The organism is Clostridium drakei (genome assembly GCF_000633595.2).
In the GTDB taxonomy this organism is placed as follows: Bacteria; Bacillota; Clostridia; order Clostridiales; family Clostridiaceae; genus Clostridium_AM; species Clostridium_AM drakei.
The window spans coordinates 36,408-62,222 of record NZ_JIBU02000031.1 but is presented as its reverse complement, the minus strand read 5'-3'; the positions used below and the strand labels follow the sequence as shown (position 1 = coordinate 62,222).

23 protein-coding genes are annotated in these 25,815 nt (G+C 28.7%); 15 read left to right on the top strand and 8 right to left on the bottom strand.

Going from position 1 to position 25,815, the window contains the following annotated elements; translation table 11 throughout:
* Window positions 1-21 precede the first annotated feature (21 nt).
* From EG57_RS0216230 to EG57_RS27325, 3 genes are all read left to right on the top strand, one after another.
* The gene (locus EG57_RS0216230) at window positions 22-438 is read left to right on the top strand and encodes a hypothetical protein (protein WP_032078234.1); all 417 of its coding nucleotides are present in this window, start codon (window positions 22-24) and stop codon (window positions 436-438) included.
* A gap of 122 nt (window positions 439-560) precedes the next feature.
* On the top strand, window positions 561-1,175 hold the full coding sequence (locus tag EG57_RS0216225) for a hypothetical protein (protein WP_032078233.1): 615 nt from the start codon (window positions 561-563) through the stop codon (window positions 1,173-1,175).
* A 139-nt stretch (window positions 1,176-1,314) separates the two neighbouring features.
* Entirely contained in the window at window positions 1,315-1,446 is a 132-nt protein-coding gene (locus EG57_RS27325; protein ID WP_278246485.1) for a hypothetical protein, read from the top strand.
* A 57-nt stretch (window positions 1,447-1,503) separates the two neighbouring features.
* On the opposite strand, the gene EG57_RS0216220 is transcribed toward EG57_RS27325, so the two are convergent.
* Window positions 1,504-1,929, bottom strand: a complete 426-nt coding sequence (locus EG57_RS0216220) for a hypothetical protein (RefSeq protein WP_032078232.1) — start codon at window positions 1,927-1,929, stop codon at window positions 1,504-1,506.
* 206 nt (window positions 1,930-2,135) lie between these two features.
* Between EG57_RS0216220 and EG57_RS0216215 the strand changes: the two genes are divergently transcribed.
* Window positions 2,136-2,600, top strand: coding sequence for a hypothetical protein (locus EG57_RS0216215; RefSeq protein WP_032078231.1), 465 nt, complete (start codon window positions 2,136-2,138; stop codon window positions 2,598-2,600).
* A gap of 98 nt (window positions 2,601-2,698) precedes the next feature.
* On the opposite strand, the gene EG57_RS0216210 is transcribed toward EG57_RS0216215, so the two are convergent.
* A complete protein-coding gene (locus EG57_RS0216210; protein ID WP_032078230.1) occupies window positions 2,699-3,514 on the bottom strand; it encodes a MerR family transcriptional regulator in 816 nt (271 codons plus the stop codon).
* Window positions 3,515-3,702: 188 nt separating this feature from the next.
* Between EG57_RS0216210 and EG57_RS25220 the strand changes: the two genes are divergently transcribed.
* From EG57_RS25220 to EG57_RS0216190, 4 genes are all read left to right on the top strand, one after another.
* Window positions 3,703-3,876 carry an alpha/beta-type small acid-soluble spore protein gene (locus EG57_RS25220; RefSeq protein WP_242859870.1) on the top strand — a complete coding sequence of 58 codons (174 nt, stop codon included), beginning with the start codon at window positions 3,703-3,705 and terminating at the stop codon, window positions 3,874-3,876.
* A 395-nt stretch (window positions 3,877-4,271) separates the two neighbouring features.
* A complete protein-coding gene (locus EG57_RS25215; protein ID WP_034853656.1) occupies window positions 4,272-6,377 on the top strand; it encodes a HAMP domain-containing methyl-accepting chemotaxis protein in 2,106 nt (701 codons plus the stop codon).
* 614 nt (window positions 6,378-6,991) lie between these two features.
* Window positions 6,992-9,043 (top strand): leucine-rich repeat domain-containing protein, encoded by a 2,052-nt coding sequence (locus EG57_RS0216195; RefSeq protein ID WP_032078229.1) that lies wholly within the window; start codon window positions 6,992-6,994, stop codon window positions 9,041-9,043.
* Between the two features lie 219 nt (window positions 9,044-9,262).
* Window positions 9,263-10,369 carry an XdhC family aldehyde oxidoreductase maturation factor gene (locus EG57_RS0216190; protein WP_032078228.1) on the top strand — a complete coding sequence of 369 codons (1,107 nt, stop codon included), beginning with the start codon at window positions 9,263-9,265 and terminating at the stop codon, window positions 10,367-10,369.
* Window positions 10,370-10,545: 176 nt separating this feature from the next.
* Here EG57_RS0216190 and EG57_RS0216185 read toward each other — a convergent pair whose 3' ends face one another.
* The 5 genes from EG57_RS0216185 to EG57_RS0216165 form a co-directional block, all read right to left on the bottom strand.
* Window positions 10,546-11,907 carry a sensor histidine kinase gene (locus EG57_RS0216185; protein WP_032078227.1) on the bottom strand — a complete coding sequence of 454 codons (1,362 nt, stop codon included), beginning with the start codon at window positions 11,905-11,907 and terminating at the stop codon, window positions 10,546-10,548.
* Entirely contained in the window at window positions 11,898-12,560 is a 663-nt protein-coding gene (locus tag EG57_RS0216180; RefSeq protein WP_032078226.1) for a response regulator transcription factor, read from the bottom strand. The genes EG57_RS0216185 and EG57_RS0216180 overlap by 10 nt, the downstream gene beginning before the upstream one ends.
* 102 nt (window positions 12,561-12,662) lie before the next feature.
* The gene (locus tag EG57_RS0216175; protein ID WP_032078225.1) at window positions 12,663-13,424 is read right to left on the bottom strand and encodes a lantibiotic immunity ABC transporter MutG family permease subunit; all 762 of its coding nucleotides are present in this window, start codon (window positions 13,422-13,424) and stop codon (window positions 12,663-12,665) included.
* A 1-nt stretch (window position 13,425) separates the two neighbouring features.
* Window positions 13,426-14,187, bottom strand: a complete 762-nt coding sequence (locus EG57_RS0216170) for a lantibiotic immunity ABC transporter MutE/EpiE family permease subunit (protein WP_032078224.1) — start codon at window positions 14,185-14,187, stop codon at window positions 13,426-13,428.
* Window positions 14,187-14,903 (bottom strand): lantibiotic protection ABC transporter ATP-binding protein, encoded by a 717-nt coding sequence (locus tag EG57_RS0216165; protein ID WP_032078223.1) that lies wholly within the window; start codon window positions 14,901-14,903, stop codon window positions 14,187-14,189. The genes EG57_RS0216170 and EG57_RS0216165 overlap by 1 nt, the downstream gene beginning before the upstream one ends.
* Before the next feature lie 321 nt (window positions 14,904-15,224).
* Between EG57_RS0216165 and EG57_RS0216160 the strand changes: the two genes are divergently transcribed.
* The 5 genes from EG57_RS0216160 (at window position 15,225) to EG57_RS0216140 (ending at window position 21,858) form a co-directional block, all read left to right on the top strand.
* Window positions 15,225-15,905, top strand: a complete 681-nt coding sequence (locus EG57_RS0216160) for a Yip1 family protein (RefSeq protein WP_032078222.1) — start codon at window positions 15,225-15,227, stop codon at window positions 15,903-15,905.
* Window positions 15,906-16,065: 160 nt separating this feature from the next.
* Window positions 16,066-17,166: an efflux RND transporter periplasmic adaptor subunit gene (locus EG57_RS0216155; protein ID WP_032078221.1), complete on the top strand. Its 1,101-nt coding sequence runs from the start codon at window positions 16,066-16,068 to the stop codon at window positions 17,164-17,166.
* Complete coding sequence (locus tag EG57_RS0216150) at window positions 17,163-17,870, top strand: ABC transporter ATP-binding protein (RefSeq protein WP_029159625.1); 708 nt, start codon at window positions 17,163-17,165, stop codon at window positions 17,868-17,870. The genes EG57_RS0216155 and EG57_RS0216150 overlap by 4 nt, the downstream gene beginning before the upstream one ends.
* On the top strand, window positions 17,870-19,081 hold the full coding sequence (locus EG57_RS0216145; RefSeq protein ID WP_029159626.1) for an ABC transporter permease: 1,212 nt from the start codon (window positions 17,870-17,872) through the stop codon (window positions 19,079-19,081). The genes EG57_RS0216150 and EG57_RS0216145 overlap by 1 nt, the downstream gene beginning before the upstream one ends.
* A gap of 308 nt (window positions 19,082-19,389) precedes the next feature.
* Window positions 19,390-21,858 (top strand): ABC transporter substrate-binding protein, encoded by a 2,469-nt coding sequence (locus tag EG57_RS0216140; RefSeq protein ID WP_032078268.1) that lies wholly within the window; start codon window positions 19,390-19,392, stop codon window positions 21,856-21,858.
* A 158-nt stretch (window positions 21,859-22,016) separates the two neighbouring features.
* Here EG57_RS0216140 and EG57_RS0216135 read toward each other — a convergent pair whose 3' ends face one another.
* Window positions 22,017-23,168: a methyl-accepting chemotaxis protein gene (locus tag EG57_RS0216135; protein WP_032078220.1), complete on the bottom strand. Its 1,152-nt coding sequence runs from the start codon at window positions 23,166-23,168 to the stop codon at window positions 22,017-22,019.
* A gap of 453 nt (window positions 23,169-23,621) precedes the next feature.
* Here EG57_RS0216135 and EG57_RS0216130 point away from each other — a divergent pair, with 453 nt between their 5' ends.
* Window positions 23,622-25,094, top strand: coding sequence for a protein adenylyltransferase SelO (locus EG57_RS0216130; protein WP_200880569.1), 1,473 nt, complete (start codon window positions 23,622-23,624; stop codon window positions 25,092-25,094).
* A 185-nt stretch (window positions 25,095-25,279) separates the two neighbouring features.
* Window positions 25,280-25,813, top strand: a complete 534-nt coding sequence (locus tag EG57_RS0216125; RefSeq protein WP_032078218.1) for a GNAT family N-acetyltransferase — start codon at window positions 25,280-25,282, stop codon at window positions 25,811-25,813.
* The last annotated feature ends 2 nt before the right edge of the window (window positions 25,814-25,815 follow it).

Below are 25,815 nucleotides of genomic sequence, written 5' to 3'. Positions count from 1 at the left end.
TAATTATGGAGGCATATAAAAATGTCTGAAAAGAAAATCAAGCATTTAGAAATGATTGAAGCAGACATAACACGTATGGCATCTAATTCATTTAAATTAAAGAGTTGGTCAGTGACATTAGTAACTGGAGTTTTTGCATTATCAATAAAGGATAATAAACTGGTATATCCATTTATAGCATATATACCAGTTGTTTTTTTCTGGATATTAGACACATATTATTTAAAATTAGAACGTCAATATAGAAATTTATTTGATGATGTTCGTGAAATGGATGAAAATAATATTAATTTTTCAATGAAAATATTATTAAAACATAATACGAAAAAGACAACATTTATTAACTGTTTTTTTTCATCTACAGAAGTATGGTTTTATTTTCCATGTGCAGTATTTATTACAGTAGTGCTTGTTTTACTAATTGTACTAGAAAAATAGATAGCTATATAGCATTATTTTGTTATTAATATGAATTTATTTTAAAAAATGTAACTAAATAGTCACAATTCAAATATTTATTAATATAATAGATAATGAAGAAACTTTACTGGAGGTAAAATATGGAAGAGAATAATTCCGACACTAGAGAAGTTAATGAGAGTGAAGACTTCGAAAGGGAATGTTCATGCTCAGGTTCAAAGATGTGTAATTGTCCAATGATGCAAGGTCATATGCCAATGCATTCTAATCCGATGATGGGAGTAAACCCAATGATGGGAGTAAACCCAATGATGGGAGCAAATCCAATGATGGGAGCAAATCCAATGATGGGAGCAAATCCGATGATGGGAGCAAATCCGATGATGGGAGCAAATCCGATGATGGGAGTAAACCCAATGATGGGAGCGAATCCGATGATGGGAGCGAACCCAATGATGGGGGCAAACCCTGCTATGCAAGCTCCAATGCAGGAAAATAATATGATGAAGCAAACTCTTCCGCAAGCTGGAATGAAGAAGGGAGCAGAAGGCGAACAACCAACTTTTAGTATGTTCGACGATCTCTATAGGCCTGTACATGGAGGAATGCACGGTGGTGGAATGCATGGAGGAATGTATCATGGAGGTTTCCATCACGGAGGATTTGGTGGGTATTATCCATATTATAACTTCTACAGTTATCCATATTACTATCCATATTATTATCCTTATCCATATTATCCATGGATGTATTAATTCATTATAGGTAATATTTGGAGAAGGCTGGCAGAAAGTTAAAGCTGCTAGCTTTTATTTTTTATAATAATTCTAATAAAAAGTATAAAACAAATATTTTTTTGTATGTTGAACATAATAAGTAATAGAGGTGGTAAGTGTGGTAAATAAGCGTAAGATAAAGAATAATCAGTATGAAAAGTTAGGGATAAGAAAAAATTCAAATGGAGATTTTGAATACATAAATTCAGAAGATAAAAATACATCAAAATATAAAGAAATTAAGAAGTAAATTAAAACCAGCTTATATTTTTTAATAAGCTGGTTACAATCTGTACCGGTGTGAAAATTATTTTTGAAAGTCAGTTATTAGACTAGCAAGAGCTTCTGCTCTATTTTGGTCTAATCCAAATTTTTTTATTAAAGTTTTAATTATATCTTTTTTCTTGGATGGTTCAAGTAAATCTCTAGGATCAATATGTAATCCTTGCAATATAGCCTTCATCAAATGTTTTCCAATTCCAAAAAAATTAGCTAGTCTTTCCACATCGCCATCAGCTCTTTGATTCATTTCTTCTTCTAATTTTTCACTAAAATTTTCATCTAGTTTTTGAGTAGAAGAATTTGATGTAATTGTTGAATTTGGTTTTATTGAATTGGCAATTTTATTAAAAATGCTACCAAAAGATTCACCATTTAAATTTTTAGCAGCATTTGATATTTTTATCTTATTAGTTGAATTACTTGTAGATAAAATGTCTGCACAATTATTCATATATAAACCTCCAATTTTTAAAAAATATTTACATTATTTTCTGTATGTGTAATTTATTATAGCATGAAATGTAATGCAACTCAACTTTTCAGAGGATAATGAATGTTGAGTAAAGTAAATTTATTAGTTATTTGGATAACTAATGAAGGATTATATGTAATTATGTAGAATATTTATTAATGTAACTTAGAAAAGAGGGAGTACATATGAAGAAAAAAATAATTCAAAATTTAACTGGCTTGGTAACTATGGCATCTTTATTATTTTGCTTTTCTGCATGCTCTAGTAATAAAAATGCTTCTCAGCAAAAGGCTAGTACATCAAAAACTGAAACACAAAAGTCAGATGAAGGAAAGTCAAATACAACAAAATCAGAAAGTCAGAAATCAGATACTTCAAAAGTAAATACAGGAGCTCAGAGCACGGGAACATCAAAAAGCAATAATTCAAAAACTGATGTACAAAATATAAATACCAATACTTCCCAGACGAGTACACAAAAAATAGAGGGATCAAAAATAAGTACATCAAATACAAATAAGCAAAATACAGATAAGTCAGATAAAGTAGAAAGCAAGACTTCAGGTACAGATAATAAAAGCAGCTATAGTAAATCTACAATAACAGGACCTAAAGAGCCTACACCTCCTAAAGAACCTACAAGTCCATGATTTATAAGCATGTATGTGAAATAGAAGGGTTACTGCGTTAAAAATGGATATTTTAATATATTCTATATGAATTAGTTAATGCAGCAACCTAATTATATTTATTTTTGTTTAATTGGAAAATATACTTCAGTTACAAATTCATCAGGACTACATTTGGAATCTGGGCCCTTAATATATTTATCATAAGGAGCACCAATTATTTCATAATTATTTTTTTCAATCCAGTCAGTGAGTTCTGCATAAGCTTCTCCAATTTCACTGTATGCACCTATAAAGGTAGTATGCACATGTAGACCTCCTTTTAAAATCCTTGTTTTAATGGAAGTTGTTTCAAATTCTTTGTCTACAGGTATGCAAACTTCTATATCTGCATTACTTTCGTCAAAATCTTCATCATAATAAATAGTCATTATATTTCCACAAACTTTTAGATTATTTCGGTATATATTTTCAAAAACCTTTCCAATTAAGCTTGCTATATTATCCATTGAAATTCTATCTCTTAAACTTAGAATTAATTTATCATCTAAGTTATCAATTAAAATTTTAAAACTTCTTTTAGAAGTCATTATATCATCACCTTTCTTCAAATCTTTTACACAACTTTTTAATTCAAATAAAATATTATTATTTTGATTTATTTCATTTGTAATATAATATATTTGTTTTTGAAGTAATTTTTTTAAAGTTTCATTACTTTTATCTTCAATAATTTGTTTTATTTCATCTAGGGAAAATTTGTATATTTTGAGTTTATTTATCTTTAGAATATCTTTAACCTGGCATCTTTCATAATATCTATATTGATTTTCAGGATTTACAAAGCTAGGTTTTATCAATCCAATTTTATCGTAATGCCTTAGCATTTTTGTTGAAACCTTTCCAATTTTCGAAAATTGTCCTATAGTATACATTTAAAACCTCCTAAATTTTAATCTCCTTCGAAGTGATTAATTATATTTTAAACTTTACCATAATGTCAAAGTCAATATGTTTTCTTTATAAAAAATTAAAATTTTAATCAAATGTTTTAGATTAATTTTTTATAAAACTACATAAAATAAAATGTCAATGAAGTTAAAGTACGAAGGAGGAGGTATTTATGTCAAATAAGCCTTTAGTTCCAGAGACACAAAGTAAGCTTGATAAATTAAAAATGGAAACTGCAAATGAATTAGGTATTGATTTAAATAAAAATTATGTAGCAGATTTGAAAACTAAAGAAATTGGTGGTATGGTTGGACCTACAGGAGGGAATATGGTAAAAAATAGTTGAAGCTTATGAAAATAAATTGAAATAGTAAAAAAGCCTGTATCTTTTTTAGATGCAGACTTTTTAAGTTTTTTGTGATGTAAAAAATTTATAACAGAATAGAAATTATAAATATATTATGATAATTATATGAAATTATAATACAATTAAAAAATATATACTAAATCTTTAATATTGTGTCGGAAGAAATATAATAAATTTATATTTTATTACAGTATATAGACTTATTTGGATAAAAATAGAACAATAATTATAAAATTTAATCAAAATTCGTTGAAATATGAAAAAAATTATAGTATGCTATTTGTAACAATTTCAAGTGAAAGAAAAAGCTTTAAAGAAAATTTTCAGAAAAGTGGGTTAATTGTAAAAAATCAATATTCAAAGGGGGACAAATTATGAAATGGTATTATAACATGAAGATTAGTTCAAAGCTAATATTAGGATTTATTATAGTTGCAATGTTAGCAGGTTTTATAGGAATAATCGGTATTTTTAGCCTTCAATCAACTCAAAAAACCTCTCAGTATATAATGACCAATTATGGCAATTCTCAAGGAAAGTTGGTATTTATAGTTGAATCATTTCAACAGTCTAGAGCGGCTGTAAGGGATTTAATAATAGAAACTGATCCCAATAATTATAAAACCTATCAAGATATAATATCCAATAATGATGTAACAATATTGAAAAATTTAGCCGAGTTAAAAAAAACTGTGCAAAATCAAACAGAGCTTGAAAACTACAATAAATTAGAAAAGTCTATAAATGATTACAAATCTGTTAGAGATCGGATTGTAGAACTAGCCATTCAAAATAAAAAAGCAGAAGCGTATGAACTTTTAAAAAAGCCAGGAGGTCAAATTGCAAATATAGCTTCAACTAGTATTGATGAAAATATAAAACTTAATTTGACTACTGGAGCAGAATTAAGCAGTAAAGCTCAAAATTCAGCCAATAAAACCATGTTGATGCTTATTATTATAGCAGTAATTGCAGTAGTTGCATCAATATTACTTGGATATTATATATCAAATATAATAAGTAAACCTATTAAAAAATTACTTAAATCAGCAGATAGCATTTCTGAAGGTAATTTAAATATTAGCATAGATATACATAGTAAAGATGAAGTTGGGAATTTAGCACAAGCATTCGAAAAAATGGTTATAGCTATAAACTCATTAGTGACTGATACTAATGAGTTGGTAGATGCAGCAGTTGAAGGAAAGCTGGATGTAAGAGCAGATGCAGCTAAACATAGTGGAGATTATAAAAAGATAGTTGAAGGAATAAATAAAACATTAGATGAAGTAACAAGGCCTATAAAGGAGTCAGCAGAAGTATTAAAGGAAATGGCAAATGGTAATTTAAATATACATGTTAAAGGAGATTATAAAGGAGAACATGCTAAAATTAAACATGCATTAAATGATACTATAGATTCATTATATTCTTATATAACTGAAATTTCAGAGGTCTTAGAAGAAATGTCTAATTCAAATCTTCAATTATCAATCAATAATGAATATAAAGGAGATTTTAGCAGAATTAAAGATGCATTAAATCTTATAATTGAATCTTTTAATGAAGTATTCACAGAAATAAATCGGGCTGCAGATCAGGTTTCTGGAGGTTCAAATCAGGTTTCAGATGGTAGCCAAGCTCTTTCGCAGGGTGCTACAGAGCAGGCAAGCGCAATAGAAGAACTAAGTGTTTCTATTACAGAAGTAGCAACTCAAACTAAGGAAAATGCAACTAATGCCACTCAGGCTAGCGAACTTGCAAATAGTGTTAAAGATGGAGCTGTACTAGGGAATTCTCATATGAAGGATATGCTTAAATCCATGGAAGAAATTAATGAAGCATCTTCTAATATTTCTAAAATAATTAAGGTTATTGATGATATTGCATTTCAAACTAATATACTAGCTTTAAATGCGGCAGTTGAAGCAGCAAGAGCAGGACAGCATGGTAAAGGCTTTGCAGTAGTAGCAGAAGAAGTGAGGAATCTTGCAGCAAGAAGTGCTAGTGCAGCTAAGCAAACTACAGATTTAATTGAAGGGTCTATCAAAAAAGTAGAAGTTGGAACAAAGATTGCCAATAACACTGCTAAATCCCTTGATGAAATTGTGGTAAGAGTATCTAAGGCATCAACTTTAGTTGGAGAAATAGCAGCAGCTTCGAATGAGCAAGCAACAGCAATATCTCAAATAAATAAAGGTATAGAGCAAGTTTCAAGTGTTGTACAAACTAATTCAGCAACTGCAGAAGAAAGTGCAGCAGCTAGTGAAGAGCTTTCAAGTCAAGCATTGGTGCTAAAGAACATGATAGGAAAGTTTAAATTAAAAGGAGGTAGTTCATTAGCTAATAACAATATATACACATCAGATCATGAAAATAGGAGACAATTTAAAAATAATTCTTTAAATTATAATGAGGCAGCTGCATCTAAAAGTAAGCCTAGAATATCTTTAAGTGATGCAGAGTTTGGAAAGTACTAAAAAATTTTGTATAAAGAATAAAAATTTGAGAAGCATAGGGAAAAGCTGATTATTTTACTTTTCTCTATGTTAAATTTATGAAATATTTTAAAAATATACAGCATATTTAAATAGCATGTTTCAAAAAAAATCCAAAAGATAAAATAGAAATAATAGTTTTTTCAAGGTAAAATATAAGGTTGTGGATAAAGTTGTGGATTATGTGGATAAAAATGTAAAAAATGGATTTTAATGAGATGGTTTTAATTGTATTAAGCTGAGCAATAAGTTTAAATAATCCTTTAAAACTCACAAAAAACTATAAAAACACATATTAAATTATTGTTATAAAAAAAGGAAATGAATAGAAACAATTATATAAAAATAAAACATTTTAAATATAAAATTAAAAATAGGATGAAATTTATGGAAAGTAATAAAAACAAGGTTTATAATACAAGTATATAATGTGTATTAAGAGTTTTGATCTATATAGCTTAAAATTAAGTTAATACAAAATAGTTTAAGTTTTTTCTAAATAAAATAAAAGTTATTTAATTATGTTTTGAATTTAAATTTATAGAAACAATATAAATTGGAACATTAGATAAATACATAGAGTAGGGGGAAGAGCTATGATTAAAAAATTTAGATTATTCATTATATTAGGTATTATGTGTACAAGCCTATTTTTAACCAATACTGTTAAAGCTGCAAAATTTATTGATGATCAAACAGTAGAATCTAATAAAACTTGGACTTTAAAATTTACTGGAGAAGTTGGATTTGATGATTTGACTAAAAATAGTATTACTGTAACTGATAATAATGGGAATAAGGTAGGTGTAGAAATTAAACAAGGTCAGGATACTAAAACACTTTTAGTAACAGCTCCACAAGGTGGTTATATACCAGGAAAAAGTTATATATTAAATATTGGAGCTAATGCACATTCAAAATCAGGAAAACCTTTAAAAAATGAGTATAGACTTCATTTCAATATTAAAAGTAGCTATGTAATTACTTTTAAAAATAACAATTTGGAAAAATTAATAAGAAATAGTATAAATAAACCTATAGGAGATATTTATAAAAGTGATGTTGAAAATATTACAAACTTAGATGCTTCTAGCAGTAATATAGATGATATTACTGGAATAGAAAATTTAACTGATTTACAGATTCTTAATTTATCACAGAATCAACTAAGCCATGTAAGTGTATTAAGGTATTTATCTTATTTACGAGATTTAGATTTATCACAAAATGAAATAAGTGATATTAATGAATTAAGAGGATTAAATAATTTGTATTATCTTAATTTAAATAACAATGAAATAAGTGATATAAGTGAATTAAAATATTTTACTTATCTATATATGCTCTTACTAAATGGTAATGAAATAATAGATATAGAACCATTACAAGGCCTTACTAATTTACAGCAGCTTTCTTTAAAAAACAATAGAATTAGCAGTATAAATGCATTAAGAGGATTGACTAATTTAAATCTTCTTTACTTGGGGCAAAATAAAATTTTAGATTATAATCCTACAAGAGCATATTACAGTAAAATCCTCAATAAGGATTTTGATTTAATAGATTCTACTGATGATAATGTAGTAATCTTTAAGGATGGAAATTTAGAGAAAGCAGTAAGAAGTGAAATAAATAAGCCATCAGGGGGTATTTATAAAAGCGATGTTGAAAAAATTGTGTCTTTAAAGCCTTATGCTGAGGGAATACAGGATATTAGTGGGATAAAAAATTTAACTAATTTACAGTTTCTTGATTTATCGCAAAGCAAGATAAATGATATAAGTGAATTGAAAAATTTAACTAAGCTTGAAACTCTTTTGCTTAATGACAATGAAATAAGTGATATAAGATCTTTACAAAATTTAACTGATCTAAAGCAGCTTGATTTAGAAGATAATAAAATTAATGATATAACTCCATTACAGTATCTAAATAATTTGAGTGAACTTTCCTTAAAGAATAATAGAATTACTAATATAACTAAATTGAAATGGTTAACTAATTTAAAGACTCTTTATTTGTCTAAGAATCAAATATCAGATTATAGTCCTGTAAAGGGATATTATGATAATCTTATAGATAAAGATTTTAATATGTCAGATTCTACTGATTCAAAGGATATAGTTATATTTAAAGATGAGAATTTAGAAAAAGCAGTAAGAGATAAGATAAATAAGGAAGCAGGAGATATTTATATAACAGATGTTAAAAATATTATATCTTTAAATGCTTCACATAAGAACATAAAAGATATCAGTGGAATAGAAAATTTAACAAGTTTGCAAACCCTTGATTTAGGAGATAATCAAATTACCGATATAAGCGTATTAAGTAGTTTAACAAATTTGGAAATGCTAAACTTAAGTTATAATGAATTTAGTGATATAAGTAAGCTAAAAGGATTAACCAAATTGGAGACTCTTAATTTAAATAATAATGAAATTGAAAATATAAGTGCCATACAAATATTGAACAATTTAAAATCTCTTAACTTGTCTAATTGTAAAATAAGCAATATAAATCCACTTAAAGGGCTAAATAATTTAAAAACTCTTTGGGTAAATAACAATGAAATAAGTGATTCTGATAAAGAAGTATTAAAAGAAGCATTATCAAATTGTAACATTTATTATGATAGTGAATCTTAAAAAGGTTTAACCATATTAGTTTAAAATTAAATATCCATTTAATGATATATGTTTGAAAACCACTTTGAAGTAATGTTCAAGTGGTTTTTTATTCTAAATATCCATATTTTGATTTTTGAAATTTTTAAACAATTCTAATAAATTGATATAACATATAAAGGATTTACATGGAATATGTAGAATATTAGCATTAAGAATAATTAATTGGAGGAAATATAAATGAAAAAATTGTATAAAGAAATGATAGACCTTTTAAATAAAAAGGAAAGCTTTATACTTGCAACCATTTTTGATAAAACTGGTTCAGCACCACGTACTGCTGGAGCTAAAATGGTAGTTCATGAAGATGGTTCAATTGTAGGTACTATAGGAGGGGGACGTTTAGAGGCAAATGCTATAGAACTTGCATTGAAATCATTTAAAGCTAGAGAAACAAAAATGCAGTCATTTGATTTAACCAGTAGAGATGTAGAAGCAATGGATATGATTTGTGGTGGAAAAGGTGAAGTATTAATAGATTTTATTGATGCTTATGATGAAAACAATAAAGTGGTTTATGAAGCTGCACAAAAAATTCATGAGAATAGGGAAAAAGCTTGGCTTATTACGATTTTGGATAATGATTCTAATAAAAATAGTCTTAGAAGACAGCAGTGTATAGTAAAACCAAATAAAACTCTTATTGGCAGTATTGATTGTGATCAATATATTCTAGAAAAGCTCATAGCTGGTCCAGCTAAAATATCTATTCATGCTGAAGTAATAGATAACCAGCGTTTCTTAGTAGAACCTCTTAGGCCAGCAGGTACAGTTTATATTTTTGGAGCAGGTCATGTATCCCAAAGAATTGCACCTCTATGTGAAACTGTAGGTTTTAAGACTGTGGTGTTAGATGATAGAGAAGATTATGCTAACAGCAAAAGATTTTCAGAACCTACGGAGCTTATGGTTATTGATTCTTTTAATAAATTACCTGATTTAAATATTAATGAGGATAGTTACTTAGTAATTGTATCTAGGGGACATCTTTATGATAAGATTGTTTTAGAACAGGTACTTAGAAGTGAAGCAAGATATATTGGTATGATAGGCAGCCGAAGTAAAAGAGATAAAATTTATAATGGGTTGCGTAGTAAAGGATATACAGAAGAAGAAATTAAGCGTGTTTATTCACCAATTGGAACTAGTATATGTGCTGAAACACCTGAAGAAATTGCAGTAAGTATTGTAGGAGAATTGATCAAAGTTAGGGCAGAAGGAGAAAATGAAGGTGCTAAAAAGAAAGATAGTGATTCTGGATCTTGTTGTCATTTAAAGGAAGAGTAATAGCGTAAAAAAGCTTAATAATCATGTAGTTGATAAGATTTTAGAATTAATTAAATTTAAAGCTTTTAGTATTAATAAATATGCTGAAAGCTTTAAATTTAATTTTTTTAGGATATATAGTATTGATATTAATAAGTTTAAAAAAGAGATTCTTTTATGAATTTGCAGAAATTTAATTAATCAAGTTCTATAGGCAGTGAAATTATAATTTGCCCACCACCAGTATTTATATCATTTTGTATATTAAGCTTACCATTATGAGCGTTAATTACTTTATTTGCAAAAGATAATCCAATACCATAATGGCCTGTTTGGCTTCGGCTCTTATTATTGGTGTAAAATAATTCTGTAGCTTTTTTTAATGCTTCAGTAGAAAAACCATTTCCAGAATCGGTAATTATGAAATAAGCTAAATTATCCTTTAAATAAGCATCTAAAGCTAATACATCTTTAGTGTATTCAATGGCATTTATAATAATATTCATGAATGCGCGTTTCATTGACATAGAATCAATATTGCACATTAATTCATTAGGTATCTTGTTATTAAAATTAAAACAAATATTGTTATTCCCAATAGAGGAAAGTGTATCTTTTTCAATTATGCTTAAAAATTCATTTATAGTAATCTTTTCTTTATGTAGTATAAAAGTATCATCATTTTTAGATGCATCAATTAAAAGCTGGGTATAATATTCTATCTCACCTGTTGCTTCCATAATTTCATTTGTGAAATCCAATACTTTTTCATCTTTTTGTGTAATATTTAGTAGTTCTGCATTTCCTTTGATAACGGTAATAGGGATCTTAATATCGTGGGCTAGTGCACTAATTTGTTCTCCTTTGTTTTTTTCCTGTTCAAATTGAATTGTTAAAGATTTTTTTAAGCTATAGCGTAAACTATCCAAGGAATCCATAACCTTTTGATGCTCTATAAAGTATGCATTTTGCACTTCAAAATCTAGATCTTGTTTTTCAATCTTTTCAGTAATATAACTGAATTTGCTTAATTCATTTTTTATTCTATTTGAAAACTGTAAAGAAAGAATGTATAGTGTAGTTAATAAGGTGATAATAAAAAGTACTAGTAGAGCTATTTCAGGATAAGGTATCAATTTACTAAGTACAGGATTTTTAAATTGAACAACTAATTGATAATGTATTATGCAGTATTCTTTTGATCGCTCAATTACCTCATAAACATTAATTCCAATTTGAGGGTCCTTAACGCTTAATTTAGCTTTTTTTATTTCTGAGTCACTCATACTGCCTTTCTTTACATTTAAAGTTTGTTTGTCCAAAATAATATAGTTTAAGTTTTCTGGTATTAAGTTAGAAGTTACTTCTTTAGCATTTTTTATGTTTTCTTTAGATTTTTCTACCATCTGTTGTGAATAATTAGAAGGTAGAAGTATGTGTGAATTTATCATATAACTAAAAATAAGAAAAAGGGCTAATAAGGACGATATAAAACAAAATGCTATTTTAAAAATGAATTTAATAACATATGCTTGCATAGATGTTTTTTTTATTTCCACATGTATCCAACCCCCCAAACTGTTTCAATAGGAGAGCAATCAAAAGTTTTAAATTTATTACGAATTAATCTTATATATTCAGTGATTACTGAGAATTGAGTATCACTATCAAGGTCATAAATTGATTCGAAAATTGCCTGCTTTGTAAATACTTTTCCACGATTTAATGCTAAATATTCACAAATGTTATACTCATTTTTAGTGAAATTAATAGTATTACCGCCAATGCTGATTTCCTTTTTATCAAAATCAATTGTAATATTTTCATATATTAATTTTCTAGTAGATTTTCCCCGATTTTGTCTCCTAAGATATGCGTCAACACGAGCGTTGAGCTCCATTACTCCAAAAGGTTTGGATATATAATCATCACCACCAAGAGTTAAGCCTTTAACAATTGCAGATTCTTCTGTTTTTGCTGTTAAAAAAATAATTGGAGAATCTACTGAATTACGTATTTTTTCACAAAGTTTAAATCCATCTATTCCTGGCATCATTACATCAAGTAAAATTAAATCATATTCACAAAAGTTTTCTATAGGAGTATTTTCTGCATTTTGCAATGTAACTACCTCATGATTATTAATTTCTAAAGCATTTTTTATTAATTTTAAAATTCGTTTATCATCGTCTACAGCTAAAATTTTTGCCATGATTTCACATCCTTGTACATTTAATAACTCAGCTTTAGGTTTATATTTTGTATATGCCAAAATTGAGTGAAACTACATAGAATTTATTTTACTAAATTTTAGTTATTTTTGTCTACCTTCCCAAAAATGAAATGAAAGAATATAAATTACAATACAGCAAATTGTCATTACGGTCATAAATGTTAAACTTGTAGTTAGTTCTCTGTATGTATAATTTGATAGTACTTCTCCCGAAAGTTTAAATTCAAACTTAAGTATAAAGTTTACAATTCTCATAGGCCATACCCAGGGCAAGAACATCCAGACACTATCTCCTTGACCTGTAGAGGCTAAAGCAGCAATGATTAAACCAGCAAATCCAGTGACAATACAAACTCCAGTACTAAAATGGTAGGCCAAAGCTAAATATAAACTGTAAAGAAAAATAACACTTAAAAATATGAAAAAACCTGTTTTAAAATATAAGAGATAATTAATATTATTTACATGTATTATACATTTCATTGATATTATAAATAATATAATTGCTAAATATATAGAAGCTAAACTCATGGTAAGAAGCATACACAATTGACTTACAAAGGTAGTTGTCTTACGAGGTAGTTTGCTGAGCATTATTTGACAGTGACCAGCTTGTTTTTCTTGATCTGCAATTAATCCGCAAAGGACTGCAGCAATTAATGGAAAGAAAAAACCAATTATTTTAAAGAAATAATCAAATAAAGCTAAATCATTTAATTTTCCAAATCTATAAAAAGTTATAAAAATAACTAAGAGAAAAGGCAATATAATATGCGTCCATAGAAAAACACCATGTTTATTTTTTAAAAATTCTGCTTTATAACTGTGCCAAAATGTAATCATACTAACATACCTCACTTGTACTAAATGAATAACTTGTAAGAAGGATTAATGTAAAAAACAACAAAATGCTTAATACAATTCCAACTGGAATAACTGAAGAATTTAATAATGCGCTATTTGAATCTAGTGGTAAACAATTAGGATGTAAGTGTAGTAACGGACATTGTAATCTAAGAGGTATACTCCATGGGAATAACCACCATAAAGAAGAGGGAGCTCTGCTTGCACCAAGTTCCAAATTAGCACCATAAGTTAATACTAATAAGATGAAAAAGTTTATTTTTCTACTTAACCATAAGCATAATGGAATTTGCCAAAGTGATGTAATCCAGCTTATGATAATTGATATAAGACAATTATAAAATGGAACAACACTTGCTTCTGTACTGGTAAATGCAATATTTAATATAGTTGTAAGTAGTCCTAAAAATAGGGAAGCTATTAATGTAAAAAATGATAAAATTGCAATTTTAGCTATCCAGCTTTTCTTTAAATCGATTGGAAAAGAAAAAATGGTTTTATAGCCTGTACTGTTTTGCTCAATTTTATGAAACATACCTGTAAGAAAAACAACTAAAAGTGGCATCCAGGATAATGACCAATGATTTATTGAAGTAAAAGCAGATTTACTAGTAAAATATCCCAAACCTAAAAAGTCAAAAATAAGAGCAAGGCTTACACATAACATTGGTATAGAAATTAATAATTTACGAAGTATAGTTTTTTTAGTTTTTAAATTTTCAGCAATTAAATATTTAATCATTATATAATTCCTCTCTTTTTTCTAGTTTCGAGTTCAACGTCCATAAATAAGGCTTCTAAATCTTCACCAGGATTGATTTTGCTTTGGTAGCCTAAAATACCATGACTCATAATTCCCACATAGTCTATAACCTGTTCTACTTCAGCTAAAATGTGACTGGATAAAATTACTGTAATTCCTTGCTCTGGAAAAGACTTTATTAATTTTCGCAAGTCTTGAATTCCTATAGGATCTAATCCATTAGTAGGTTCATCTAAAATCAATAATTTTGGATGGTTTAAAATTGCAATAGCAATACCTAAACGTTGCTTCATTCCCATAGAGAAATTTTTAGCTTGTTTATCGTAAGTATCTGTCAAATCTACAATTTTTAATACTTCACGAATACGTTTGTCTGGTAACCCTAAAAGAGTAGTATGAACCTTTAAATTTTCTTTTGCAGTTAAGTTACCATAAATAGGTGGCTGTTCAATTAAAGAACCAATATCTTTTAAGTCATTACGATTCCATTTGTGACCATCAAATATAATTTCGCCTGAAGTGGGCTTTAACAGTCCTGTTATCATTTTTAGTGTGGTAGATTTTCCAGCTCCATTAGCACCTAACAATCCGTAAATGTGATTTTTAGGAATTGAAATGGAAAGAGAATTTACGGAATATTCCTTTTTGAATTTTTTTATTAATTTTTCAGTTTGTAATAAATAATTTTCTTGCATAATTAACGCTCCTTGTATAATAAGTTTATAGTCAGTTAAATGACTGCTTTTGTTTGTAAAATAAGAATATCAAATAAAAATCAAGATTTTATCAAAAAAGTGAAATTAAATTTAATTACTAGAATAAGATAGATTGATAATTATATTTTTCCATAAATAGTTTTGTTTTACTTTTATGGATGAATTAATTGATTTTTAGGTTCATACTGTATATAATATATATGCACAGTATAAACAGGAAACTTACAAGTATTTACATAATAAATATAAATAGTTAATGCCTGTATTGAACTGAATTATTTTAAATTAGGAGGAGAATTAATGTCAAAAGAAAGTAAAGATGGAATTTTAAAGACTCTTATTGGTGTTGTAATATCGCCAAAAGAAACGATGGAGAAAGTTAATGAAAATCCAAAAGTGTGGAGGTACTTAATCCCCATAACGATTATTCAATTAATTGCTACTATAGTAGAGCTGCCTAAACTTATAAGTTATACTATTTCACAAACTCAAGAAATGACAAATGTTTCTCAAGCTGCACTTCCAATGATAAAAATAGGAGTTGTAATTTCTGGAATAATTGGAGCATTAATTATGCCAGCTTTAGCAGCATTAATATCAAGTGCACTTATTAAGCTTATTGCATCTATTACGAAAGAAAATGGAAGTTTCAAAAACTTATATTGCATAAATCTATTAGCATATGTTCCAGTGCTAATAGGATTAATTTTAGCTGCAATAATAATGATATTTACAGAACCACAAAATGTGAAGAATGTTTCCACAAGCTTTACATTGTTTTTAAGCTCATCAGTAGATACAAAAAGTGGCATTTATAAGTTATTTTCATCTATAGATTTTTTCTATATATGGAGCAGTATATTAGCGGTAATAGGAACTTCAGTCGTATTTAAGATGAAAATTAAGAAAGCTGCAATTATAGTTTTTGTAATTTATATTGTTTCAGTTATTGTTAAATTTTCAATGTTATTAAGGGTTTAACTTAAAGATAGTGTTATTAAGTTAACATAATAGACAAGCTGACATTGCATTTTTATATGATGTCAGTTTTATATTTATTTATAATAATTGTTATAATAAAGACATATTGTATTTTTAAATAATTTGTATATTATATTTAGAAAGGTGAGGAAAAAGAAAAATGGAATCCAAGTTTAAATTTATAAAAAACAAGAAGAAATTAGGTATTATAGCAATTGTGCTAATTATAATTATAATAATTGGAATATCTTCTTATTCAAAAGCGCAAAAAACTCAAATAAAAAGTGTGAATATATCTAAGGTTATCAAGAAAAATATAGCTCAAAGTACAATAGTTTCTGGAACTATACAACCTAATTATAGGAATGAAATAACTTTGAGTAATACTCAAAAGGTGTCAAAAGTGTTAGTGACAGAAGGACAAGATGTAAAAAAGGATGATGTCTTGGTTCAAATGGATTCATCTGATTATAAAAATGAATTAAATAAAGTAAAATCAGAGTTAAGTAATGCTCAAGGTGCAGTGTCACAGGCACAAGTTCCAGGAGGACAGGAAAGAAATGGCAGTGGGTCAATTTCAACAAGTTCTATAAAAGCCCAAGTTGATAGCTTAAATGAAAAAATAGCTCAATGTGACATAAAAGCTGGTGTAGATGGAAAAGTGGTAAAAGTTGATGCAAAAGAAGGTCAAGTTCCACAAACAGGTGATAAGATAATAGTAGACGATGACTCAAAGTATAAAGTTTCTATAGATATGAGTCAATATGATGCTATGAAAGTTTTAAAGGGACAAAAGGCTATTGTTAAAATAAAAGGAAATGACAAAATGAAATATATTGGTTCTGTTACGGATGTTGGTCAAATAGCCCAAACAAAGATGGATGATAAAAATGCACAACAGGAAGCTAAGGTAAATGTTATAGTAACTCTTGATAATGCAGGTACAAGTGACAATATAAAATCAGGATATAAAGCTGATGTAGAAGTTGTATTTAATGAAAAACAAAATGCAATTGTTATGGGTGTAGATAATATAAAACAAGATAAGTCTACAAAAAGAAAGTATGTTTACATAGTAAATTCTGAAAACAAAGTTTCAAAAAAATATATAAAAACTGGAATTGAAACTGATGATGCAGTAGAAATTATAAGTGGTCTTGCACAGAGCGAAAAATATGTAACAAATCCTTCTGATTCACTTAAAGATGGTGATATTGTAAAAGATGCTTCAAAGGCTCAAACAGGAGGGAAGAATAAGTGATAATTAAATTAGAGAATTTAGTTAAAGTATATGATACTGGATCAATAAAACTTAGAGCTTTAAAGGAAATTAATTTACAAATTGAAAAAGAAGAATATGTAGCTATAATGGGTGCTTCTGGATCTGGAAAATCTACTCTTATGAATGTTCTTGGATGTTTGGATAAACTTACAGAGGGAAAGTATTACTTGGAAGATGTGGATGTTTCTTCACTGGATGACAATAGCTTAGCTGAAATAAGAAATAAAAAAATAGGATTTGTATTCCAAGCATTTAATTTACTTCCCAAACTTACAGCTGTGGAAAATGTTGAACTTCCAATGATGTATGCAGGAATACCTAGGCATGTAAGAGAAAAGCAAGCAAAAATAGCTTTAGACAGAGTTGGACTATCTGATAGAATTCGTCACAGACCTAATGAAATGTCTGGAGGTCAAAAACAGAGAGTTGCTATTGCAAGAGCTTTAGCTAATAGTCCATCTATAATACTTGCAGATGAACCTACTGGAAACTTAGATAGTGTTTCAAGCGAGGAAATAATGGGTATTTTTCAAGGGTTAAATGATGAAGGTGTAACCATTGTTATGGTTACACATGAAGCTGATATAGCCATGCATACAAAGAGAAATGTAATTTTTAAAGATGGAACTATAATTTCTGACAGTTTAGTTGCAAATAGGACTATAGTTAGGGGGCAGAAATAATGAATGTGGAAGAAGGTTTTAAATCTGCACTGCAAAGCATAAAGTCAAATAAATTAAGATCTTTGCTAACCATGCTTGGAATAATAATAGGAATATCTTCTGTAATAACTATAGTTTCTATAGGTGCTGGAGCAAAAGAATATATTGCAGGGGAGTTTCAAGGAGCAGGTAGTAATGTAATTAATGTGCATTTAAATCAATCTTCAGACAAATCCATAGAAAAGAAGGATTTCTTTACTATGGAGGATATTGATATTATAAAGGATAAAATACCTGAAGTTACACAGGTAGTTCCAATGCTTTCAGGTAGTGGGAATTTGAAGGTTCAGAATAAATCTAGGCGTGCAGGAATTGTAGCATCGACAGAAGGATATGACAAGCTTTCAGGCATAAAAATGATCAGTGGAAGATTTTTAAATCAACATGATGTAGATGCAAGATCTAGTGCAGCAATTATAGATGAAAAGACAGCTGGAAAGTTATTTCGTGGAACTGATAATGCAATTGGAGAGGATATTGAGCTCACATCGGATAATGGAGAAGTAAATTTTCATATAGTTGGTGTATATAAGGATCCTAATTCAAATTTAGGAGAAGCATCAGATAATGCTTCTGGTGGAGTATTCATACCTATAACAACAGCGGATAGGTTGATTACCAATACTAGTATTAGTTATATGTCAGTAATGTTATCAGATATGAGTAAAGCAGATCAAATAAGCTCTAGTATAATAAGAACTCTTGAAAGTAAACATCAAAGTAAAGGTATATATGTAGCTGAAAATGGATTTAAAGGACTTGAAGCTGTAACCAAAGGGTTAAGTGTTATAACAGCTATACTTGGTGCTATTGCAGCTATATCACTCTTAGTAGGTGGTATAGGAGTTATGAATATAATGCTTGTATCTGTAACAGAGAGAACTAGAGAAATTGGTATAAGAAAAGCAATTGGAGCAAAAACACGTGATATAAAAGTGCAATTTCTTATGGAGTCTGTGATATTATGTCTTATAGGTGGAATAATTGGTACTGTTTTTGGCATAACTACAGGAAAGATTGTTGGAGCATTCTTAAAAATACATATTCCAATATCAATTGGAATAATACTAATAGCATTTTCATTTTCATCAGCAATTGGAATATTCTTTGGATTATATCCAGCCAGCAAAGCAGCAAAGTTAGATCCTATTGAAGCTTTGAGATATGAATAATTTTGTGTAAGCTTGCTATGTAGCAGGCTTATTTTTTTATCAGGAATTTAAAATTTTTTTGGTGAAAAGAAGCTAAAGTATATAAAATTAACATTAGAATAGAGTTTAATAAATTTTCATATATTATTGTGTAATATTAATAAGGAAAGAAGAGTAATATACTAAATTTGTTATAAATACGCGATTATATTGCAAAATTAATTTATTTATTAAGATGTGAAATTTATACTTGAATATTTGAGTATATTTCATGGTATAATTTTCATGTAAACTTTTATTTTTACATCAACAAATGGAGGGAAAACATGATGTTAGGGTGGAGAAAAAATAAGCGAAAATTGACTGAAGAAGATATTAAACAAACGGACGATAATATAAATCAAACATGTGAATTAAATTTATTAAAGCGTAATCAACAGTGCATAGTGACAAGAATAAGTGAAAAAATCAAAGAAACTGATTTTGTGACTGAAAATTTGATATCGTTAACACAAAATATTACTGAAAATGTAGAAGTGCAAATGGAATCTATAGAAAAGGTTGTAAATGAAGTAAATAACTATTCTGCTTTAGCAGAGGAAGTTTTTGCGAGCACTGAAAATTCAAGACAAATAGCAGAAAAAACAATGAGTATAGCTAAAGAAGGTAATAAAGCAGTAGATAACTCTATACAAGCTATGAGTGATATTGAGATGTCAGTTAAAGTTGTTAAAGAAGTTGTAAACGATTTAAGCTTAAAGTCAAAGCATATAAATGAGATGCTTATAATTATAAAAGATATAGCTGATAATACAAATTTATTATCTTTAAATGCATCTATTGAAGCAGCAAGAGCTGGAGAAGCTGGTAAGGGCTTTGCAGTAGTTGCTCAGGAAGTTAAAGAGCTAGCTCAAAGAAGTTCAGAATCAGCAGAGCAGATCTCAAGTACAATTAATGAAATAAATTTTAGTATAGATAAAACCATAGATGCTATGGATAAAAGTATGGGCAAGGTGCAGGAAGGAAATGAAATTGCCAATAATACTAAAGAAGTATTTAATAATATAATAAGTGCTGTTGGTACTACTAGTAATGTAGCAGAAGAAATCAATACTGCGGTTTCGAAACAAACAGAAAGCTTAGAGGGTATTATTAGTTCAACAGAAGAAATGAACAAAACTTCTGAAAAAGTTATGGAAATGATAGAAACGACATCGTTAAATACTCAGTATACAAAAACTGCTTTAGATGTTCTTTCTAATGTGTCAAAAGATCTTCAAAGTATATCAAATAAACTTCTTGGAAAAATTAAAGGAGAAGATAAAAATGAATCGGTAATTAAAACCTTTTTATCTGGAGTTCCAGTAGGATATGATCCACAATTTGTTCTTGATGCACAAACTAGTCAAATTTTATATAATGTTCATGGTGGATTATTATTGATAAGTTCAACAGGTGAGATTACTCCAGGAATTGCTAAGAGTTGGTATGTTAAAGAGGATAGTTTAACGTGGATATTCAATTTAAGAAAAGGTGCTAAGTTTCACAATGGAAGAGAAATAACTGCGGAAGATGTAAAGTATTCTTATGAGAGATTATTAAGTCCTTCTTTGAAATCTCCTAATGCTTGGATTTTAGAACAAATTGAGGGTGCCGAAGAATACTTAAATGGATCGGCTAGAGAAGTAAAGGGAATAAAAATACTTGATAAATACAGAGTTTCTATTAAACTTAAAAGTCCATATAGTGGATTTTTACTTGGTTTGGGTCATTATACTTGTTGTATATTGCCTAGAGAAGACATCGAAAAAGGAAAGTTTACAGGTTGTGGGCCATACATTATAGAAAGTATAGAAAATGATAAATGTATATTAACTTCATTTAAAGATTATTTTGGTGGGATGGCATATGTAGATAAAATTATTGTAGAATTTGAAGGTAGGCAAGCTGCTGATAGATTTATTAATAAACAGTGTGATTTTATAACAGTAGATAATAAAGAACAAATGGATGAATTATCAAAGGCTAAAATTTCAAATATTGAATATAAAAGTATTATGGCAACTTATTATGCAGGATTCAATTTAAGATCTAAATCTATTTTTGTAAGAGACAATGAAATTAGACATGCTTTCAATTTAGCAATTAATAAAAAGAAAATTATTGACGAAGTTTTAGGTGGACTTGGAAAAGAAGCTAGGGGGCCTATACCTCCAGATATGATTGATAATGGATATTTAGAAGATTTAGGATATGATCCTACGTTGGCAAGGAAAATTTTAAATAAAAAGCACCAACTAGTAGGAAATGAAAAATTTAAAGTCCTAGTCAGAGATGAAAGTAGTGAATCTACTTATAATAGAATAACACAATTTATTATAAATGATTTAAAAAGTATAGGAGTTGAGTGCATTCTAGAAAAGGTAAGTTTAGATAAATATCTAATGGCTGATTCAATTAATAAAGTTGATTTATTTATAAGTAGATGGATTTCAGATACTGGAGATGTTGATAATTTCCTTCAACCATTATTTAATCCAGCAAATGTTACGGATTTTACTGGGTATAATAACTCTGAAGTAACAAATATGATGAATAAAGCTAAAAAAGTAATAAATCCTCATAGAAGAATAGAAATATATAAAGATTTGCAGAAAATAATAGTAAAGGATGCTCCATGGATATTTTTACATCATCCTCAAATTGTTTGCGCTGCAAGGGAAGGTATTGCAGGAGTAAGAATTAGTCCTCTTTCAATAGTTAGATATGAAGATATAATTATGGAAAGCATTAAATAGTATGAATAAGTAAAATTTGCAGTTACTTACTGTTTTAGAGATTAATTAAATACTAAAGCCTTCAGTATCAACTAATTAAACTGAAGGCTTTAAAAGTAAATTTCCTTACCTATAATTTTAAAAAAATAATTCCTTTATGATTTCCTAGAAACTTTGTTTTATAAGTCTTTCGCAATATTCTCTAATTCATTTGCCATGGCTGATAATTCTTCAACACTAGCAGAAATTTCTTCTGTAGCAGAAGCTTGTTCTTCACTTGCTGCTAAGGATTCACTACTTTCTTTATCAATTTCATTTATTTTATTTTTTATCTCTTCAGTTAATATTTTAATTTGAGGTACAGTTTCTTTTGATTGGATGGATAGTTGTCTGATTTCATTAGCTACAACTGAAAAACCTCGTCCGATTTCTCCAGCACGTGCGGCTTCTATTGAAGCATTAAGTCCAAGCATATTTGATTGGTTGGCTACTGAGGAAATAAATTCAGAGATAGTATTTATTTTTTCTAAAACTTCACTAACAGAACTTATATGATTGTATAAATTTTGTCCATTTTCATGTATATTTGTTGCACTGGCAGCCAACTGCTCAACAGTCGCAGCTATGCCATTTAAGCTCGTTGATAAATTTCCGGCAATGCCTTTCAACTTGCTGGAAGCACTTTTAGGAACTACAACACCAAGGGTTGCTACTATATTTTTACCTGTATCTTCATCATATAATGGATGATTTGCTACATAAACGGGAACACCATAACGTTCTGAATCTATTTCTCTTACTTGAGCTTTTCCAGAGTGAATAGTTTGATATGCGATATCTGTTTCCTTTAATTCATAACCTACATGCATATTAGGTAAAGTAAACTTTTTAGAGCCTTGAACAAATGCTATTTTATTTAAATCAGATATATATAGGAATGCTCCTTCTGGAAATAGTTCTGCAACTATAGGTGAAAAGTTGGGAAAGCTACTAGCAACAGGATGGAGTCTTGGTAGTACAATAGAAAATGCACCTGCTGGTGTACCTGAATCATCGATAAGTGGTATTGCAACAGTAATTAATCTTTGTCCATATTTTTCTCTAGGTATTTTTTCATTCAAAATTTTTCCTTCATTCATTGCTCTTACAGCAATGGCAGTTTCAGATACAGTGCCACCTTCTTTAAAGATAGCCATATCAAACCTTTGAGAAGCCACTTTCCATTTAATTGTGCGATTTTCAATAAATAGGAACATTATTCCAGAGGAAATTATTTCCGTTTCTATTTGGGAAATTAATTTTAAGACTTCTTCGCATTTAATGTTAATCATATTATCCTCCTTGTTGAGACAATTCTAAACTTAGATAAAATTCTTGATTTTTTTCTTAATTATATCAAAATAATATAGTTGAATACAATATTTTATTATAATATAAAATTAAATAGTAATAAATTTTTATTATAAAACATTGTTTAATTTTGGAGAATATCTTTAAAATTTAATATATTTAAAAAAAAAGGACCTTTTTTATATACATAATCCTTTATAGATATTTAAATTACCTTGTTTGGAAGAAAAGTATTTAAGTCATTATTGTATGAATTTTGCATTTTAAAATACAGTTTTTTCATATAAAGTAAAGAGTAAAATTGTTAAAGAAAATAAAATTCATAAACGCATAATAAGATTAGAAGAAGAGGACACTAAAAATGGATTTACTATTTTTATATCAATGAATTTTAAGGCAGCTGTTAGTAGAGATAGGAGGAAAAGAGAGATATGATAACAGAAACGAAAATAGAAGCAAAAGCAGGATGGAACTTAGACAATAGTTATGCACAATTGCCACAATCATTTTTTACAAGGCTTAATCCAAAACCTGTATCTTCACCAAAGTTAATCATTCTCAATCGTCCACTTGCAAAGTTTTTGGGATTTAACTTTGAAAAACTAAAAGATAATGATGATGCAGCTATATTTTCTGGAAATGAAATTCCTGAAGGAGCTGTACCTATTGCTCAAGCTTATGCAGGACATCAATTTGGACATTTTACAATGCTTGGAGATGGCCGGGCCTTGCTGCTTGGTGAACAAATTACTGCAAACGGACAACGATTTGATATTCAACTTAAAGGTTCAGGTAGAACACCATATTCTCGCGGAGGAGATGGAAGAGCAGCACTTGGACCTATGCTTAGAGAATATATCATAAGTGAAGCAATGTATGGACTTAATATTCCTACAACTCGAAGTTTAGCAGTAGTTACAACTGGTGAAACAGTATTTCGTGAAAAAGAAGAGATTGGTGCAATCCTAACACGTGTAGCTGCTAGCCACTTGCGAGTAGGTACTTTTCAATATGTTTCAAACTGGTGTAGTGTGGAAGAACTTAGAGTACTAGCTGATTATACATTAAAAAGACATTTTCCAGAGATTTATAATGATGAAGATTGCTATTTTTCTATGCTTAAGAAAATAATTAAGAGTCAAGCTTCATTAATTGCTAAATGGCAATTAGTTGGCTTTATTCATGGAGTTATGAATACAGATAATATGACTATTAGTGGAGAAACCATTGATTATGGGCCTTGTGCTTTTATGGACAGCTATAATCCAGAAACAGTGTTTAGTTCCATTGATGTTTATGGAAGATATTCCTATGGTAACCAGCCTAATATTGCTGCGTGGAATTTATCTAGATTAGCTGAAGCATTACTTCCACTTATTAGTGATAATGAGAAGTTGGCTATAAAATTAGTAAAGGATGCTCTTTCAAACTTTGATGATTTATATCATAATAATTGGATAACTGGAATGAGGAAAAAACTTGGAATATTTAATATAGAAGTAGAGGATGAAGCTCTTATTGGTAAACTACTTAGCATAATGGAGAAATATGGCGCAGATTATACAAATACATTTCGTGCATTAACTCTTAATAAATTTGATGATATGATGATATTTGATACTGAAGAATTTGTTAAGTGGCACGAAATGTGGCTGGCAAGGTTGAATAGACAAAATGAGCCAAGGGAATCTTCCTATGAGTTAATGAAAAATAGTAATCCTGCAATAATTCCACGAAATCATACAGTAGAAGATGCATTGGAAGCTGCAATAAATGGAGATTATAGTGTAATGGAAAAGCTCAATGATGTTCTTTCAAGTCCATTTGAATATTCTGTAAAGCAGGATGAGTATGCTAAACTTCCTAAGAAAAGAAATTGTGTCTATAGAACCTTTTGTGGAACTTGATACAGACGTAATGCGAGGCAAGGCTTCGCATTTTTTAAACTGTGAAAGCTGAAATAAATTTTTTTAAAATAAATATTGAATTTTTAATCACATAATTGTATAATTATACATAAATAAATTATAAGTATTACCACATATGGTGGTTGATTTTTTTATTTTAACAAATATGAACTGGGGGTAGATCGATGAAAAATATGGCCTTTGTAGTTAGAAGAGCTACTTTTGAGGATATTCCTCAAATAAAAGAGGTGTCTAAGGAAGCTTTTAAAATGTATGCAGAAAGGGCTGGTATAACAGAACTTGTTAGTCAGCTTAATGAAAGTTATGAGAGCTTAGAAAAAGAAATAAACAATAAGGTTATGCTTGTAGGAATTGTGGATGGAGCTCTTGTTGGAAGTGTAAGAGTTGAAATAAAGTCAGATAAAACTGCTTATCTAAGTAGATTTGCTGTTAAAGAAGACTTTCAAAATAGAGGTATAGGTAAAATTTTGATGAATGCAGTAGATACTGAAATGAAGGAAGCAGGAGTCACAAATTTATATCTTCATACTGCTTCAAGAATGCTATCACTTGTTAGATTTTATTATGGTAGAGGATTTTATATTGAATCAACAAGCAAGGACAGAGGATATATTAGAGCATTATTATGCAAGGAATATAGTAATGAATCTATTGAAGACACAATAACTGCTGGATATGACCACATTGCTGCAGGTTAAAA

Bases quoted from the DNA above. Each gene is read 5' to 3' on its own strand.
- EG57_RS0216230 (WP_032078234.1), top strand. From the start codon at position 22: ATGTCTGAAAAGAAAATCAAGCATTTAGAAATGATTGAAGCAGACATA.
- EG57_RS0216225 (WP_032078233.1), top strand. From the start codon at position 561: ATGGAAGAGAATAATTCCGACACTAGAGAAGTTAATGAGAGTGAAGAC.
- EG57_RS0216220 (WP_032078232.1), bottom strand. From the start codon at position 1,929: ATGAATAATTGTGCAGACATTTTATCTACAAGTAATTCAACTAATAAG.
- EG57_RS0216215 (WP_032078231.1), top strand. From the start codon at position 2,136: ATGAAGAAAAAAATAATTCAAAATTTAACTGGCTTGGTAACTATGGCA.
- EG57_RS0216210 (WP_032078230.1), bottom strand. From the start codon at position 3,514: ATGTATACTATAGGACAATTTTCGAAAATTGGAAAGGTTTCAACAAAA.
- EG57_RS25220 (WP_242859870.1), top strand. From the start codon at position 3,703: ATGTCAAATAAGCCTTTAGTTCCAGAGACACAAAGTAAGCTTGATAAA.
- EG57_RS25215 (WP_034853656.1), top strand. From the start codon at position 4,272: ATGAAATGGTATTATAACATGAAGATTAGTTCAAAGCTAATATTAGGA.
- EG57_RS0216195 (WP_032078229.1), top strand. From the start codon at position 6,992: ATGATTAAAAAATTTAGATTATTCATTATATTAGGTATTATGTGTACA.
- EG57_RS0216190 (WP_032078228.1), top strand. From the start codon at position 9,263: ATGAAAAAATTGTATAAAGAAATGATAGACCTTTTAAATAAAAAGGAA.
- EG57_RS0216180 (WP_032078226.1), bottom strand. From the start codon at position 12,560: ATGGCAAAAATTTTAGCTGTAGACGATGATAAACGAATTTTAAAATTA.
- EG57_RS0216175 (WP_032078225.1), bottom strand. From the start codon at position 13,424: ATGATTACATTTTGGCACAGTTATAAAGCAGAATTTTTAAAAAATAAA.
- EG57_RS0216170 (WP_032078224.1), bottom strand. From the start codon at position 14,187: ATGATTAAATATTTAATTGCTGAAAATTTAAAAACTAAAAAAACTATA.
- EG57_RS0216165 (WP_032078223.1), bottom strand. From the start codon at position 14,903: ATGCAAGAAAATTATTTATTACAAACTGAAAAATTAATAAAAAAATTC.
- EG57_RS0216160 (WP_032078222.1), top strand. From the start codon at position 15,225: ATGTCAAAAGAAAGTAAAGATGGAATTTTAAAGACTCTTATTGGTGTT.
- EG57_RS0216155 (WP_032078221.1), top strand. From the start codon at position 16,066: ATGGAATCCAAGTTTAAATTTATAAAAAACAAGAAGAAATTAGGTATT.
- EG57_RS0216145 (WP_029159626.1), top strand. From the start codon at position 17,870: ATGAATGTGGAAGAAGGTTTTAAATCTGCACTGCAAAGCATAAAGTCA.
- EG57_RS0216140 (WP_032078268.1), top strand. From the start codon at position 19,390: ATGTTAGGGTGGAGAAAAAATAAGCGAAAATTGACTGAAGAAGATATT.
- EG57_RS0216135 (WP_032078220.1), bottom strand. From the start codon at position 23,168: ATGATTAACATTAAATGCGAAGAAGTCTTAAAATTAATTTCCCAAATA.
- EG57_RS0216125 (WP_032078218.1), top strand. From the start codon at position 25,280: ATGAAAAATATGGCCTTTGTAGTTAGAAGAGCTACTTTTGAGGATATT.